This is a genomic window from Enemella evansiae, from assembly GCF_004362375.1.
Taxonomy (GTDB): Bacteria; Actinomycetota; Actinomycetes; order Propionibacteriales; family Propionibacteriaceae; genus Enemella; species Enemella evansiae.
The window spans coordinates 33,425-47,160 of record NZ_SNXA01000001.1 but is presented as its reverse complement, the minus strand read 5'-3'; the positions used below and the strand labels follow the sequence as shown (position 1 = coordinate 47,160).

General features: G+C 72.5%; 14 protein-coding genes. 10 read left to right on the top strand and 4 right to left on the bottom strand.

Going from position 1 to position 13,736, the window contains the following annotated elements:
* Position 1: 1 nt before the first annotated feature.
* Together C8D81_RS00225 and C8D81_RS00220 are read right to left on the bottom strand one after the other, a co-directional pair.
* Entirely contained in the window at positions 2 to 1,423 is a 1,422-nt protein-coding gene (locus tag C8D81_RS00225; protein WP_133625337.1) for an APC family permease, read from the bottom strand.
* A gap of 94 nt (positions 1,424 to 1,517) precedes the next feature.
* Positions 1,518 to 2,276, bottom strand: coding sequence for a class I SAM-dependent methyltransferase (locus C8D81_RS00220; protein ID WP_133625336.1), 759 nt, complete (start codon positions 2,274 to 2,276; stop codon positions 1,518 to 1,520).
* A 17-nt stretch (positions 2,277 to 2,293) separates the two neighbouring features.
* Here C8D81_RS00220 and C8D81_RS00215 point away from each other — a divergent pair, with 17 nt between their 5' ends.
* The 9 genes from C8D81_RS00215 (at position 2,294) to C8D81_RS00175 (ending at position 8,488) form a co-directional block, all read left to right on the top strand.
* Entirely contained in the window at positions 2,294 to 2,989 is a 696-nt protein-coding gene (locus C8D81_RS00215) for a Fic family protein (protein ID WP_094426083.1), read from the top strand.
* Between the two features lie 321 nt (positions 2,990 to 3,310).
* Positions 3,311 to 4,351 (top strand): septum site-determining protein Ssd, encoded by a 1,041-nt coding sequence (ssd, locus tag C8D81_RS00210; RefSeq protein ID WP_166646615.1) that lies wholly within the window; start codon positions 3,311 to 3,313, stop codon positions 4,349 to 4,351.
* Positions 4,348 to 5,505, top strand: a complete 1,158-nt coding sequence (locus tag C8D81_RS00205) for a TadA family conjugal transfer-associated ATPase (RefSeq protein WP_094426079.1) — start codon at positions 4,348 to 4,350, stop codon at positions 5,503 to 5,505. The genes ssd and C8D81_RS00205 overlap by 4 nt, the downstream gene beginning before the upstream one ends.
* Positions 5,502 to 6,302 carry a type II secretion system F family protein gene (locus C8D81_RS00200; protein WP_133625334.1) on the top strand — a complete coding sequence of 267 codons (801 nt, stop codon included), beginning with the start codon at positions 5,502 to 5,504 and terminating at the stop codon, positions 6,300 to 6,302. Before C8D81_RS00205 ends, C8D81_RS00200 begins: the two co-directional genes overlap by 4 nt.
* A gap of 22 nt (positions 6,303 to 6,324) precedes the next feature.
* The gene (locus C8D81_RS00195; RefSeq protein WP_094357924.1) at positions 6,325 to 7,059 is read left to right on the top strand and encodes a type II secretion system F family protein; all 735 of its coding nucleotides are present in this window, start codon (positions 6,325 to 6,327) and stop codon (positions 7,057 to 7,059) included.
* 172 nt (positions 7,060 to 7,231) lie between these two features.
* Entirely contained in the window at positions 7,232 to 7,480 is a 249-nt protein-coding gene (locus tag C8D81_RS00190) for a DUF4244 domain-containing protein (protein WP_094357922.1), read from the top strand.
* 82 nt (positions 7,481 to 7,562) lie between these two features.
* Complete coding sequence (locus C8D81_RS00185) at positions 7,563 to 7,781, top strand: DUF4244 domain-containing protein (RefSeq protein WP_133625333.1); 219 nt, start codon at positions 7,563 to 7,565, stop codon at positions 7,779 to 7,781.
* A gap of 3 nt (positions 7,782 to 7,784) precedes the next feature.
* Complete coding sequence (locus C8D81_RS00180; RefSeq protein WP_133625332.1) at positions 7,785 to 8,135, top strand: TadE family type IV pilus minor pilin; 351 nt, start codon at positions 7,785 to 7,787, stop codon at positions 8,133 to 8,135.
* The gene (locus tag C8D81_RS00175) at positions 8,132 to 8,488 is read left to right on the top strand and encodes an Rv3654c family TadE-like protein (RefSeq protein ID WP_094357916.1); all 357 of its coding nucleotides are present in this window, start codon (positions 8,132 to 8,134) and stop codon (positions 8,486 to 8,488) included. The genes C8D81_RS00180 and C8D81_RS00175 overlap by 4 nt, the downstream gene beginning before the upstream one ends.
* Positions 8,489 to 8,495: 7 nt before the next feature.
* Here the strand turns inward: C8D81_RS00175 and C8D81_RS00170 are convergent, their stop codons facing one another.
* Positions 8,496 to 10,775: a DEAD/DEAH box helicase gene (locus C8D81_RS00170; RefSeq protein ID WP_133625331.1), complete on the bottom strand. Its 2,280-nt coding sequence runs from the start codon at positions 10,773 to 10,775 to the stop codon at positions 8,496 to 8,498.
* A gap of 133 nt (positions 10,776 to 10,908) precedes the next feature.
* Here C8D81_RS00170 and C8D81_RS00165 point away from each other — a divergent pair, with 133 nt between their 5' ends.
* Positions 10,909 to 13,299 carry a sodium-translocating pyrophosphatase gene (locus tag C8D81_RS00165; RefSeq protein ID WP_094399468.1) on the top strand — a complete coding sequence of 797 codons (2,391 nt, stop codon included), beginning with the start codon at positions 10,909 to 10,911 and terminating at the stop codon, positions 13,297 to 13,299.
* Between the two features lie 31 nt (positions 13,300 to 13,330).
* On the opposite strand, the gene C8D81_RS00160 is transcribed toward C8D81_RS00165, so the two are convergent.
* The gene (locus C8D81_RS00160) at positions 13,331 to 13,699 is read right to left on the bottom strand and encodes an ArsR/SmtB family transcription factor (RefSeq protein WP_094357910.1); all 369 of its coding nucleotides are present in this window, start codon (positions 13,697 to 13,699) and stop codon (positions 13,331 to 13,333) included.
* Positions 13,700 to 13,736: the final 37 nt, after the last annotated feature.

Sequence of the window (13,736 nt, the reverse complement as noted above, 5' to 3'; positions counted from 1 at the left end):
ATCAGAGATACGGCTGCCGCGGATCGGTCTTCGACGAGCCGATCTCGTGCGTACGGTGGAAATAGAAGCGGTTCAGCAACAGGGTGAGGATGCTCAACCCGACCCCGACCGCCATCAGGATCCCGGCCACCTGGTAGTCGTCGGTGCTGCGCCCCGACAGCGGGCTGGCCAGATAAGCGCACAGGATCGCGCCGAGCGCCGGCAGGATCAGCGGGGTCTTGAAGTGGTCCCGCTTGGTGGGCTCCTTGAACCGCAGGATGATCACCGCCACGTTGACCAGGGTGAACACGCAGAGCAGCAGCAACGAGGTGGTGCCACCGAGGGCGGTCAGATCGGCGAAGGCGATCAGCGCAAACGCCAGCAGAGTGGTGAAAATGATCGCCACGTGCGGGGTGCGGCGCCGCTTCAGCACCCGGCCGAGCGGCCCGGGCAACACCTTCTCCCGCGACATGCCGTAGAGCAACCGGGAGGCCATCATCATGTTGATCAGCGCCGAGTTGGCGACCGCGAACATGGTGATCCAGGCGAAGATCCAGATCGGGAAGCCCGGCGCACCGGCCTGCACGACCTTGAGCAGCGGGGTGGACCCCTGCCCGAGCTCCTCCGCCGAGACCAGGGTGATCGCCGAGATCGACACCAGCACATAGATCACACCGGTGATGCAGAGCCCGATCAGCATGGTCCGCGGGAACACCCGGACCGGATCCTTGGTCTCCTCGGCCATGTTCACCGAGTCCTCGAAACCAACCATGGCGAAGAATGCCAGCGCGGTGGCCGCCGTCACCGCACCGAAGGGTGACTCACCCTCGGGCACGGTGAACTGGGTCAGCCGCGACGGATCACCGAGTCCCCGGGACAGCGCCAGCACCCCGACCCCGATCACGATCAGCAGACCGGTCAGCTCGATCACGGTGAGCACCACATTCAGCTTCACCGATTCGCCGACGCCGCGCAGGTTGACCAGGGCGATCGCGGTCATGAAGCCCAGGGCGACCAGCAACACCGTCCAACCGGTCGAGTTCGGCACCCCGAGGGCCGCGAACAGGTTGCCGGCAAAGGCTTTCGCGGCACTGGAGGCCGAGGTGAGACCGGAGGCCATCACCGCGAAGGTGACCAGGAAGGTGATGAACTGGATCCGGAACGCCTTGTGCGTGTAGACCGCTGCGCCGCCGGCCTGCGGATACTTGGTGACCAGCTCCAGATAACCGAACGCGGTCAGCAGCGCCACCAGGAAGGCGCACAGGAACGGCAACCAGACCGCCCCGCCGACCTCGCTGGCGACCTTGCCGGTCAAGGCATAGATACCGGTACCGAGGATGTCGCCGACGACGAACAGCAGCAACAGGCCCGGGCCCAGCACCCGCTTCAGTTCGGGATTGTCGGAATCGGCTTTCGGGGTGGTCGGATCGGCCGTGGTGCTCATGCGAACTCCTTGCGTGTTGCGTGGCCCTCACTTCCGGGGGTGGGTTCATTCGACCACAGCGGACGCGATCGGTACAGGCTCGCAGCGGCACCGATCAGAAGCGCATCGAGATCCGCAGACCGTCCTCGCTCACCGGCATCGTCAACTCGGTGTGATCCACCAGCGCCCGCCGGCAGGTCGCCTGGAAGGGCAGCAGCAGCGGTTCGGGTGGCCGCGCGGAGGCGTCGTAGAGGGCGCCGACCTGGTCCAGCAACTCCGCCAGGCGCTCGGTCTGGAGCCCCGCCAGGGCAGGCCGGGAGCGGACCATCTGCAACAACCCGTCGCGATCGATCGGCATCCAGTTGCGGAAGGACTTCTCCTCCACCTCGGGGAAGTAGGGGGACTCGTCCAGTGCGGCAACGGTCTCGGTGCCGTAGTCGCCGCGCATCGCGGTGGGGTCCTCGCTCTGCAGCAACCGGGCCAGTCGTTTCACCCAGGGCACGGTGTCATCGCGGGTGTTGAAGACCACCGCCAGATGCCCACCGGGGCGCAGCACCCGGGCGAACTCGGCGAGCGCCAGTCCGGGTGCGAACCGGGTCACCGACTCGCCGACGGTGACCACGTCGAAACTCTCCGAGGCGAAGGGCAGGGATTCGGCCTGGGCCACCGTGTGCAACCCGGTCGGCAACCGTGCCGCGATCCGGCGTACCCGGTCGGGATTGCTGTCCACACAGCAGACCCGGTGACCGGCCCGGTCGATCATCGCCGCGAACGCACCGTTCCCGGAGCCGACATCGAGCACCCGACTGCCCGGAGCGGGAACCATCCAGTCGATGGCCGGCTCCGGATAGCTGGAACGTCGACGCGGCTGCATGCGGCACACTCTATGAGGTGAATGACCCGCTGGCAGATCTTGGCCGACTCGAGGGCGTGCCGTCCGCGGTGACGGCGGCCCGGGACGCGACCGATGCGGTGCTCCGCGACCGTGGTCGCCGCAGCGTACCGGCCGAGGACACGGCCCGGGCACTGCTCACCGGAGCCCGCGCGAGCGCCGCCATCGAGGGGGAGCAGTGGGAGCCGGGCGCGGTCCGGCTGTCCACCGAACTGATCGAGCTGGCCGCTGCGGTACGCCGCTCACCCGGTCAGGTGCTGGCCCGGGCCCACGCCCTGCTGGCCAAGGGGATGGTCCCCGACGACCGGCTGGGCCGGGTCGTCGCCACCGAACCCATGGACGGGCTGCTCGGGCTGCTCACCGGCACCACCCGGGCACCGGCGCTGGTGCAGGCCGCCATCGCCCACGCCGAGATCGCGCGGCTGGCGCCCTTCGGCGGTGGGGACGGGGTGATCGCGCGGGCCGTGGAGCACATGGTGCTGATCGACGCCGGGATCGACCCGCGGGCGGCGCTGGTGCCCGAGGTCGGCCATCTGGCCGCCGGGGCCGGCTATCAGCAGGCCCTGCGGGGGTACGCCAGCGGCGGCGCGGACGGGGTACGCGGGTGGATCCTGCACTGCGCCAGTGCGCTGACCAGGGGAGCCGAGGAATCGCCGCTGGGGGCGGCTCGCCGCTTCCGCGACGACCGTGTCTGACCCTGGACATGGATGTGGCACCCGCCAAAAAGGGCCGGGTGCCACAAACCCACTCCAGACCAGGCGACCAAGCGTGCAATCTGCGTGTTGGCCCGGGCAAGCCCAAGGTCGCAACAACCCACGAGATGGTTTGGTCGACGCGTGGGTACCTGACTGTCGTGCAAGGAATCCTTGCCCCCATTTGTACGCTCCCGGCCGGTAAAAGGGAAGACGTTCGATCCGATTTTTCTGCTTTGTCCACAGGCGAAGCGGGACACCGAGTTGTCCACAGGCGGCCGGATGCGGGTGCACGATCCGGAGCCGGCACACCCATGGTGGGGCATGGAGACCAGCGACACCCGCCCGCTCGTCGCGACCGCCGATCCGCGGTTGCGCGACCCGGTGCTCGCCGCCGTCGCGGCGGCCGGCCTGGAGGCCGAACTGGTCGAGGACGCGGCCGGTCTCGCGGCCCTGCGGCGGACCCCGTCGGTGCTGGTGGTCGGGGTCGATCTGGCACCGGCGCTGGCCCGGCAGGAGCTGAACCGGCGCGTCCGGGTGCAGCTGGTCGGCGAACGCGCCGACAGCGACCGGCTCTGTGCCTGGTCGGCGGCGCTCGGGGCCTCGGTGACCACCCTGCCCGAGGGCATGCGGTGGCTGACCTCGACGCTGGCCGGCACGCCACCCGACGGTGGCGGCCGGCTGGTGGCGGTGCTCGGCGGCAGCGGGGGCGTGGGCGCCTCGACCCTGGCGGTCGATCTCGCCTGGCAGGCCGCCCAGCGGGGTACGCCGACGGCGGTGGTCGAGCTGGACCCGGCCGGACCGGGTCTGGATCTGCTGCTCGGGGTGGAATCCGAACCCGGCTGGCGCTGGCCCGCGCTGCGGGCCGCCGAGGGATATCTCGGTGAGCTGCGCGACCAGCTCCCGGCGCGGGACGGGCTGGCGGTGCTGGCCCAGTCGCGCGGCGAACGCACCCCGCCGCCGGTGCCCGCCGTGCGCGCGGTGCTGCGTTCGCTGCGCCGCGAGCACGACCTGGTCCTGATCGATGTCGGGCGGCGCGCGGAGCCCGAGATGCTGGCGGTGCTCGACGAATGCGATACCGCGCTGCTGGTCTGCCGCTCCGGGGTGACCGGGGTCGCCGCGGCGGTTGCGCTGCTGGACAGGTTGCCGACCTCGGTGCCGATGGCGGCACTGCTGCGCGGTGCCCCGGCCGACCGGTCCGTGGTCGGCGAGCTGCTCGGAATCCCCGTGGTGGCAGAGATCGCGGACGATCGCCGGGTGGCGGCCGCGGCCGATCGCGGCGAGCTGCCCGGTCGGGTCGCCGGCCGAGGGTGGCGTCGCGGCACCCGGCGGCTGCTGACCGAGCTGGTTGGTGGGTCCCGATGAGTGGCCGCGAGCTGGATCAGCTGCGCGAGGAGCTGGTGCGCCTGGGCCGGCCGGCCCAACCGGCTGATGTGGCGACCGCGATGCGCCGGCTCGGGCTGCCGGTCAGCGACCAGGCGTTGATGGCGACGGTGGAGGCGTTGCGCCGGGACGCGGTCGGTGCGGGCGCCCTGGAACCGTTGCTGCGGCTCGCCGGGGTCACCGACGTGCTGGTCAACGGTGCCGGTCAGGTGTTCATCGACCGCGGCCGGGGACTGGAGTTGACCGAGGTGCGGTTCGAGGGTGAGGAGGCGGTCCGCCGGCTCGCCAGTCGGATGGCCGCCGGTGCCGGCCGACGGCTCGATGACGGTTCCCCGTTCGTCGACGCCCGGCTCGCCGACGGCACGCGGATGCATGCGGTGCTCTCGCCGTTGGCGCATCCGGGCACCTGCATCTCGCTGCGGGTGCCCGCGGATCGCCGGTTCCGGCTCGCCGACTGGGTGGCCGCGGGATCGCTGCCGCCGGCCGGGGCCGAGCTGCTCACCGCGCTGGTCCGGGCCCGGGCGGCCTTCCTGATCTCCGGGGGCACCGGCAGCGGCAAGACCACCCTGCTCGCCTCGATGCTCGCCGAGGCCGGTGCCAGCGAGCGGTTGGTGGTGGTCGAGGATTCGCGCGAACTGCACCCGGACCATCCGCACTGCGTGCGGCTGGAGGCCCGGGCCGCCAACGCCGAGGGGGCCGGTGCGATCGCGCTCACCGATCTGGTCCGCCAGGCCCTGCGGATGCGGCCGGATCGGATCGTGCTGGGTGAGGTGCGGGGTGCGGAGCTGTGCGACCTGCTGACCGCATTGAACACCGGGCACGAGGGCGGTTGCGGCACCGTGCACGCCAACTCCGCGGCCGATGTGCCGGCCCGGTTGGCCGCGCTCGGGGCGCTCGGCGGGATGAGCCTGCCGGCGCTGCAGGCACAGGCGGCCGCGGCCCTGGATCTGGTGGTGCATGTGGTCCGTGACCGGGGTGGCAGCGGCGTGGCCGGCCGCCGCCGGGTCGCGACGATCCAGTTGCTGGACCGTGACCGGGACGGGTTGCGGATGGTGCCGGCGGTCGAGTTCACCGCGCAGGGCCGGCTGCGGGAGCTGGCCGGATTTCCTGCCCTGACACAGTTGTTGGCCCGATGATCGGTCTCGCGGTGCTGTTCACCGCCCTCGGGGCCGCCCTGGCCGTGCCCGCGCCGCGGCGGCTGCCCCCGGTGGCGGCCGCGCCGGCGGGCGGGGTGACCCACAGCCGGCGGCGCCCGCTGGGGCGTACCGGTTGGGTGGGGGTGGTGCTGGTGGTGCCGCTCGTCTGGTGGCTCGCCGGCGGGCGTGCCGGGGTGCTGACCGGGGTCGCGGTGCTGGCCGGTGGCGCGGTGCTGCTGGTGCTGCGCGGCCGGCGTCGGGAGCGCGCACTGCTCCGCCGGCGTGCCGAGGTGGCGCGGGCCGCGGACCTGCTGGCGGCCGAGCTGTCCCTGGGCAAGGTGCCGTCGGCGGCGCTCGGGGTCGCGGCCGAGGATGTCGCGGTGCTGGCCCCGGCCGCCGCCGCGGCCCGGATCGGTGCCGAGGTGCCGCAGGTCTGGCAGCGGCAGGCGGCCGAGCCGGGATATGCCGACCTGGCCGCGCTGGCCCGTGCCTGGCAGGTCGCCGGCCGGACGGGCGCCCCGCTCGGCCCGAGCCTGCTGCGGGTCGCCGACGGGTTGCGGGTGGAGGAGGAGCTGCGCCGGACCGTCGCCGGGGAGCTGGCCGCGCCGCGGATGACCGGGGTGGTGCTGGCGCTGCTGCCGGTCGCGGGGGTGGCGCTCGGTTATCTGATCGGCGGGGATCCGCTGTCCTTCCTGACCGGTACGCCGTGGGGGCAGGTGTGCCTGTTGGGTGGCACGCTGCTGGCCGCGGCCGGACTGTTGTGGACCGAGCGCCTGGGTGCCCTCGGCGCCGGCTGAGTTCGAAGGAGTGGGACCGGTCATGGTCACGGTTGCCCTGCTGCTCGCCGCGCTGGCCGCGGCGCTGTTCGTCGATGCACCGGCGCCCCGCCGGTTGCTGCCGAGCCGGGCCGGGCCGCGCGGACCGCGCTGGCTCTCACCCCGGCCCGGCGCCCTGCCGGCCCGGACCAGGTGGCTGCTCGGGGCCGCCGCCGGGATCGCGGTCACCGGATTCCTCCCCGGACTGTGGCCGGTGCTGGTGCTGCCCCTGGTGGCCGCGATGGTGGCCGTCGGGCTGGGCCGGTTCGAATCACCCGCGGTGGTCCGGGCCCGGCAGCAGCGGGTCCGGGAACTGCCGCAACTGCTCGAACTGCTCGCCGGCTGCCTCGCCGCCGGGTTGCCCCTGCGGGCGGCGACCCGGATCGTCGCGCAGGAGCAACCCGGCCCGCTGGGTGCGGACCTGCACCGGGTGCTGGCCTGCCTCGATGTGGGCGGTTCCGAGCGGGAGGCCTGGGCGCTGCTCGCCGAGGATCCGTGCTGGCGGTCGGTGGCCCGCGATGTCGGCCGGGCGGCCGAGTCCGGCAGTGAGCTGGGTGCGCTGCTCGCGCGGCACAGCGAACGGGCCAGGCAGGAGCGTGCCGCCCAGGCCCAGCAACGCGCCCGGACCCTCGGTGTCCGCGGGGCCTTCCCGATGGCGGTCTGCTTCCTGCCGGCCTTCGTGCTGATCGGCATGGTGCCGATCGTCGGCTCGATCGTGGCCCGGGTGCTCGGGCCCTGAGCCGAGTTGTCCACAACCGGCAACGACCCCGAGCACTGTCCACAGGCGGCCACCTCGGCGCGACCGATTCGGCGGTCGGTGGCCATGGTGCCGATGTCCCACCGATACGGGGCATCGGCCACCCGGAGATCGGGAAGGCCGCCGGGAAATCCCAACGAGCGAAGGAAAAATCATGTCCCAGACCACTTGCACCAACGAGCTCGCGGTCGTCGAGCGGGCCTCGCGGCAGCTGCCGGCGGCCGGTCGTCGGCGCCGGCGCGATGAGCGCGGCGCGGCCGCCGTCGAGTACGCGGTCGTCACCGTGGCCGCCGCCAGCCTGGGCGGCGTGCTGATCAAGATCCTCACCGATCCGCAGGTCCAGCAGAAGTTGCTGCAGTTGATCCTCGCGCTGATCGACGCGTTCATGAAGGTCGGCGGCTGAGCCGATGTGTGCGACCGGGGGTGTGCGGCGGGTGAACCCCGTGCACCCCCGGGCCCATCGCACCTCCCAACAGGAAGGGCGAATGATGTCTACGAGCGTGGGCGGCCAGCAGGACGAGCGAGGCGCGGTCGCGGTGGAACATGCGGTTGTCACGGTGGCCGCGGCATCCCTCGGTGGGGCGCTGCTGGCCATGTTCGGCGGCGGTTACCCGCAGGCCCACCCGATCGTGCCGCCGGAATGGTTCCTGAAGTGGATGCTGCAGCTGATCGAATGGATCACCAGCCTGTTCCGGGGGGCCTGAGCCGTGCTGAGCCACCGACCCGATGAACGGGGCAGCACCACCGTCGAGGTGGCGCTGGGACTGGTGTCACTACTGCTGGCCACCGTCGCCGGGGTGTGGCTGGTGCTGGTCGTGGTGCTGCAGGCCCGCATCGTCGACACCGCCAGCGAGATCGCCCGGCAGGAGGCGCGCGGTGACCGGGTGGCGGTCGCCCGCGCCGAGGCCGAGGCGCCCGCGGGAGCGACGGTCGAGCGGAGCCGGGACCGCGGCCTGGCCGTGGTGACGGTGCGGCTGGACGCCCGCCCCCTCGGCGCGGGGCCGGCCGTGCCGCTGCAGGCCCGAGCCCGGGTGCTGCTGGAACCGGGGGAGCGATGAACCGGGAACGGGGCGCGGCCACCCTGGCGGTGGCCGGTGCGCTGTTGCTGTTGCTGGTGCTCACCGGTGCCGGTTCGGTGATCGCCGGTTATCTGGTGGCGGCGCAGCGCGCCCGGGGCGCGGCCGACCTGGCCGCCGTCAGTGCCGCCGCTCGGCATGCCGCGGGGGCGCCGGGGTGTCCCACCGCCCAGCGGCTGGCGGCGGCGCAGGGGGCCAGTGTGCTGCGCTGCACCGAGACCGGTGACACCATCGATTTCGTGGTCAGCGTGGAGGTCGCGATCCCGGTGGACGCCCCGGTGCCGGGCCTGCCGACCCGGGCCACCGGCCGCGCCCATGCGGGGCGCCTCGGTTAGCCGGCGGTCACGAGGCGATGGCGCCCGGCTGCTCCTGGGCCGGGTCGAGCAGGCGCACCAGCTGGAGGGCACCGGCCCGATCGAGATCCCGGTTGGCGTCGGGGCAGCCGGGGGTGAACACGCACCGCGGGCAACCGACCAGGCAGTCGCAGCGGGTCAGCCGGTCGGCCACCGCCGCCAGCCAGGCATCGGCACGCTCGGCGACGGCCGCGGCGAAGCCGGCACCGCCCGGCACCAGTTCGTGCAGTCCGACCCGCCAGCCACCGTCGGGAATCGGTTCGCTCCACCCGACGAAGGTGCGCGGATCGAGCGGCAGCACCGCCTGCACCATCGCGCGCAGGGCGTGCTCCAGACCGTGGCAGGCCGCCCGCGCCCGGGCCGGTGACCAGACCGGCAGCACCCGGCCGGGCAGCTCGAACCAGAGCGCCTGGGTGTCCAGGGTGCGTTCGGGCAGATCCAGGGCGGTCTCGTCCCAGATGTCCCCGGTGACCTCATCGAGCCGCAGGAACCCCGTCACCTGGCTGACCACCCGCGCCGAACCGTGCGCCAGCAGGCCGCCGCCCCGGTCGCGGGGTTCGCCGGTGAGCTGCTCGACCCGGCTGGTGCTGCGGGCCACGGTCAGATAACCCGTGCGCCGCGGCCGGGCGTACACCAGGCCGGCGGACGGACTCTCCTCATCACCCACCAGCCAGGTCTCACCCTGATGGCGATAGACCGCGCCCGGGTGCAGTTCCCGGTCGGCCCGGTGTGCGTCCAGGCTGCCGATCACCCGCCCGGTGTCGGGTTCGCACACCTCCACCCGTGCGCCGCAGCCACGCAGGTCGATCGCGTCCACGGCGCGGTCGGCGCGGGTCCAGAACCAACCGGTCGGTCGTCGACGCAGCACACCACCACCGGCGAGAGCGTCGGCCAGCTCCGCGGTCCGCGGGCCGAACCAGTGCTCATCCTCGGCGGTCAGTGGACGCTCCTGGGCCGCCGCCGCCAGCTGCGGGGCCAGCACCCGGTCGGTCGGTGCCCCCGGCGGTGGGGTGTCGGCGTCCCCGCCCAGCAGTGCGTCGGGGTGGTCGCACCACCAGGCATCCGCCGGGTCGTCGCGGGCCACCAGCACCGCCAGCGCCGGCCGATCCCGGCGACCGGCGCGGCCGATCCGCTGCCAGAGCGCCGCCTGACTGCCCGGATGGCCGGCCAGCACGACCGCATCCAACCCACCGATGTCCACCCCCAGCTCCAGCGCGCTGGTGCTCGCCACCCCGAGCAGCTGCCGGCTCGCCAGCGCGGCCTCGAGCTCGCGGCGCTCGTGCGGCAGCAGTCCGGCGCGATAGGCCCGGAACTCCGCCCCGGTGCGCCGCACATCGGCGGCCAGCTGCTCGGCCCGCGCCCGGGTGTCGACGAACGCGCAGGTCTGCCGGCCCTCGGCCAGCAGTCGGGTGACCACCTCGGTGACCGCCAGCTCCGGGTCGGCCGGTTGGCAGACCAGCAGGGTCGTCTCCGGCCGGGGCGCGGTCGATGCCGTCACCGCGGTGACCCGGTCGGCCGGGGTTCCGGTCAGTGCCGCCAGGGTGGCCGCCGGGTCGGCGACGGTCGCCGACGCCCCGATCACCACCGGTTCGGCACCCAGCTCCCGGCAGAGTCGCAGCAACCGCCGCAGCACCAGGCCGACCTGCATCCCGAACGCACCCTGGTAGTGGTGCGCCTCATCGACCACCAGGTAGCGCAGCGACTTCAGGAATCCCTGCCAGCGTTGGTGCCCGGGCAGGATCGAGCGGTGCAGCAGATCGGGGTTGGTGAGCAGGAAGGTCGCGTGGTCGCGGGCCCAGGTGCGCTCCTCGGGCCCGGAGTCACCGTCCAGCACCGCGAACCGCCAGCTGCCGATCCCGAGCGCACCGCAGGCCCGGCCCTGGTCGTGGGCGAGCGCCTTGGTGGGGGCCAGATAGAGGGCGGTGTGCGGGCGGCGCAGCAGCGTCCGGGGCGTACGCCGACCCGCCGACTCGGGCGGTGGGGGGGCCGAGGTCGGCGAACCTCCCCAGGTCGCCGCCAGCACCGGCATCAGATAGGCCAGCGACTTGCCCGAGGCGGTCGGGGTGGCCAGCATCGTCGCCCGCCCGTCATGGGCCGACTCGGCGGCCTCCCGCTGGTGCGTCCAGGGTCGCTCGATGCCGCGCGCGCCGAGCGACTCGACCACCCCGGCCGGCAGCCAACCGGGCCAGTCCGCCGTGATCCCGACCGCTCCCGGGCGCGACAGGCTGGCCCGCAGATCGGGATGCTCGCTCAGCCAGTCGGGGATCACCCCACCAATCTAGGCTCCGGTGCCGACATCGCGGCAGACCCGCCGCGGCCCGTCGGTCGTGCCGCCGAGGTCGCATGGCATACTCCGGGCTACCTGACGTGACCCGTGAACCACGTCACACACTGGAGGATCGATGAAGCCCCTGCAGGTTGACCTTTCCGGCGGAAGCCTGACCATCGTCGTCGTCATCGCCGCGATCGCCGCGATAGCGGTGGCGATGTCCATCGTGTTCCGCTCCGAGGTGCTCAAAGCGAACGACGGCACCGAGAACATGCGCCGGATCGGGGTCGCGGTGCAGGAGGGCGCGGCGGCCTATCTGGGCCGGCAGTTCCGCACCCTCGGCGTCTTCGCGGTGGTCGCCTTCATCCTGCTCTTCCTGCTGCCGGCACACTCCGACACCGGTGCGAACGAATGGCTGCTCAAGGGCGCCCGCTCGGTGGCGTTCATCGTCGGCGCCGGGTTCTCCGGGCTGATCGGCTATCTGGGCATGTGGCTGGCGGTCCGCGCGAACGTGCGGGTCGCCTCCGCCGCCCGCGACCAGGGCCGCGACCCGGCGATGAAGATCGCCTTCCGGACGGGCGCCTCGGTCGGCATGGCGACCATCGGGCTGGGCCTGTTCGGTGCCGCGATCGTCGTGCTGATCTTCCGCAGCGACGCCCCGACGGTGCTCGAGGGCTTCGGCTTCGGCGCGGCGATGCTGGCGATGTTCATGCGGGTCGGCGGCGGCATCTTCACCAAGGCCGCCGATGTCGGTGCCGACCTGGTCGGCAAGGTGGAGCAGAACATCCCCGAGGACGACCCGCGCAACGCCGCCACCATCGCCGACAACGTCGGTGACAACGTGGGCGACTGCGCCGGCATGGCCGCCGACCTGTTCGAGTCCTATGCGGTGACCCTGGTCGCCTCGCTGATCCTCGGCAAGGCCGCCTTCGGCAGCGCCGGGCTGACCTTCCCGCTGCTGGTGCCCGCGATCGGTGTGATCACCGCGCTGATCGGGGTCTACATCACCCGGCCCCGCGCCGGGGAGAACGGGCTGCGTACCATCAACCGCTCGTTCTATTCCTCGGCGATCATCTCCGCGGTGCTCTGCAGCATCGCCGCCTTCGTCTTCCTGCCCGGCAGCTTCGCCGAGCTCGGCACCGGGACCGCCTTCAACGGCCCGATCGACAACCCGCGGATCGTGGCCCTCGGCTCGGTGCTGATCGGCATCGTGCTGGCCGCGATCATCCTGTCGCTGACCGGCCACTACACCGGCACCGAGGACCGGCCGGTCCAGGACGTCGGCCGGACCTCGCTGACCGGGGCCGCGACCGTCGTGCTCTCCGGCATCTCCCTCGGCCTCTCGTCGGCGGTCTGGACCGCGTTGGTGATCGCGGCCGCGGTGTTCGGTGCCTTCCTGCTCGGCGGCGTCGGGGTGGTCGGGCTGTTCGCGATCGCGCTCGCCGGCTGCGGTCTGCTGACCACCGTCGGTGTGATCGTCGCGATGGACACCTTCGGCCCGGTCTCGGACAACGCGCAGGGCATCGCCGAGATGTCCGGTGACGTGGACGGTGAGGGCGCCCAGATCCTGACCGAGCTGGATGCGGTCGGCAACACCACCAAGGCGATCACCAAGGGCATCGCGATCGCCACCGCGGTGCTCGCCGCGACCGCGCTGTTCGGCTCCTACACCGACTCGATCGCGGCGGTGCTGCAGCAGAACTACCAGCGCTTCGTCGAGCAGGCCGTGGTCTTCGACCCGGGTGTGCTGGTCGGGCTCATCATCGGCGCCTCGGTGGTCTTCCTGTTCTCGGGGCTGGCGATCTCGGCGGTCGGCCGGGCCGCCGGTGCGGTGGTCTATGAGGTACGCCGCCAGTTCCGGGAGATCCCCGGGATCATGGAGGGCACCGGTCGGCCGGAGTACGGCCGGGTGGTCGACATCTGCACCCGCGACTCGCTGCGCGAGCTCGCCACCCCCGGCATCCTGGCGATCTTCGCCCCGATCGCGGTGGGTTTCGGACTGGGGGCGCCGGCGCTGGCCGGGTACCTGGCCGGCGCGATCGCCTGCGGCACCCTGATGGCGGTCTTCCTGGCGAATGCCGGTGGGGCCTGGGACAACGCCAAGAAGCTCGTCGAGGACGGCCACCACGGTGGCAAGGGTTCGCCGGCGCACGAGGCCACCGTGATCGGTGACACCGTCGGCGACCCGTTCAAGGACACCGCCGGCCCGGCCATCAACCCGCTGATCAAGGTGATGAACCTGGTCGCGCTGCTGATCGCCCCGGCCGCGGTCGGGATGAGCTCGCTGAACAACTCCAACTCCCCGATCCGCTACGTGATCGCGCTGGTCGCGCTGGCCGTCGTCGCGGTCGCCGTGGTGATCTCCTCCCGCCGCCAGGTCGGCATCAGCGAGGACGACGATGCCGGCACCGCGGAGCTTGCCGGCGACCATGGCGGCGAGGAGACCGTGACCGTCGAAGAGGTCGTCGTCGAGGAGGAGTACGAGCCGCGCGGTCCGCAGTCGCGGCGGGACACCGATTCCTGACAGGCGACGTGCGAAGGACTGACCCCGGGGGTCAGTCCGGCTCGGCGAAGCGGTGCCGGTGCTGGGTCTCCGGGCCGAGGTCGCCCTCGGTGTGTTCGACGTGGGAGAGGGCCTCGGCCAGCACCGCACGCACGTGCGGGTCGGCCGCCCGGTAGTAGATGTAGGTGCCCTCGCGGCGGCCGCGTACCACCCCGGCGAGCCGGAGCTTCGCCAGGTGCTGGCTGACCGAGGTCGGGCTCACGCCGGCGAGTTCGGCCAGGCAGGACACCGAGGATTCTCCCTGGAGCAGCGCCCAGACGAGTTTGATCCGGGTCGGATCGGCCAGCAGCCTGAAGGTCTCGGCCGCCAGGGCGGCCTGATCGTCGTCGGGCATCGTCAGGTCGGGCAGCGAATCGTGCACGCGCCTCACCTTACTGACTAGATACCTGCATAGGAAT

Bases quoted from the DNA above. Each gene is read 5' to 3' on its own strand.
- C8D81_RS00165 (WP_094399468.1), top strand. From the start codon at position 10,909: ATGAAGCCCCTGCAGGTTGACCTTTCCGGCGGAAGCCTGACCATCGTC.
- C8D81_RS00205 (WP_094426079.1), top strand. From the start codon at position 4,348: ATGAGTGGCCGCGAGCTGGATCAGCTGCGCGAGGAGCTGGTGCGCCTG.
- C8D81_RS00195 (WP_094357924.1), top strand. From the start codon at position 6,325: ATGGTCACGGTTGCCCTGCTGCTCGCCGCGCTGGCCGCGGCGCTGTTC.
- C8D81_RS00200 (WP_133625334.1), top strand. From the start codon at position 5,502: ATGATCGGTCTCGCGGTGCTGTTCACCGCCCTCGGGGCCGCCCTGGCC.
- C8D81_RS00190 (WP_094357922.1), top strand. From the start codon at position 7,232: ATGTCCCAGACCACTTGCACCAACGAGCTCGCGGTCGTCGAGCGGGCC.
- ssd (WP_166646615.1), top strand. From the start codon at position 3,311: ATGGAGACCAGCGACACCCGCCCGCTCGTCGCGACCGCCGATCCGCGG.
- C8D81_RS00220 (WP_133625336.1), bottom strand. From the start codon at position 2,276: ATGCAGCCGCGTCGACGTTCCAGCTATCCGGAGCCGGCCATCGACTGG.
- C8D81_RS00225 (WP_133625337.1), bottom strand. From the start codon at position 1,423: ATGAGCACCACGGCCGATCCGACCACCCCGAAAGCCGATTCCGACAAT.
- C8D81_RS00175 (WP_094357916.1), top strand. From the start codon at position 8,132: ATGAACCGGGAACGGGGCGCGGCCACCCTGGCGGTGGCCGGTGCGCTG.
- C8D81_RS00185 (WP_133625333.1), top strand. From the start codon at position 7,563: ATGATGTCTACGAGCGTGGGCGGCCAGCAGGACGAGCGAGGCGCGGTC.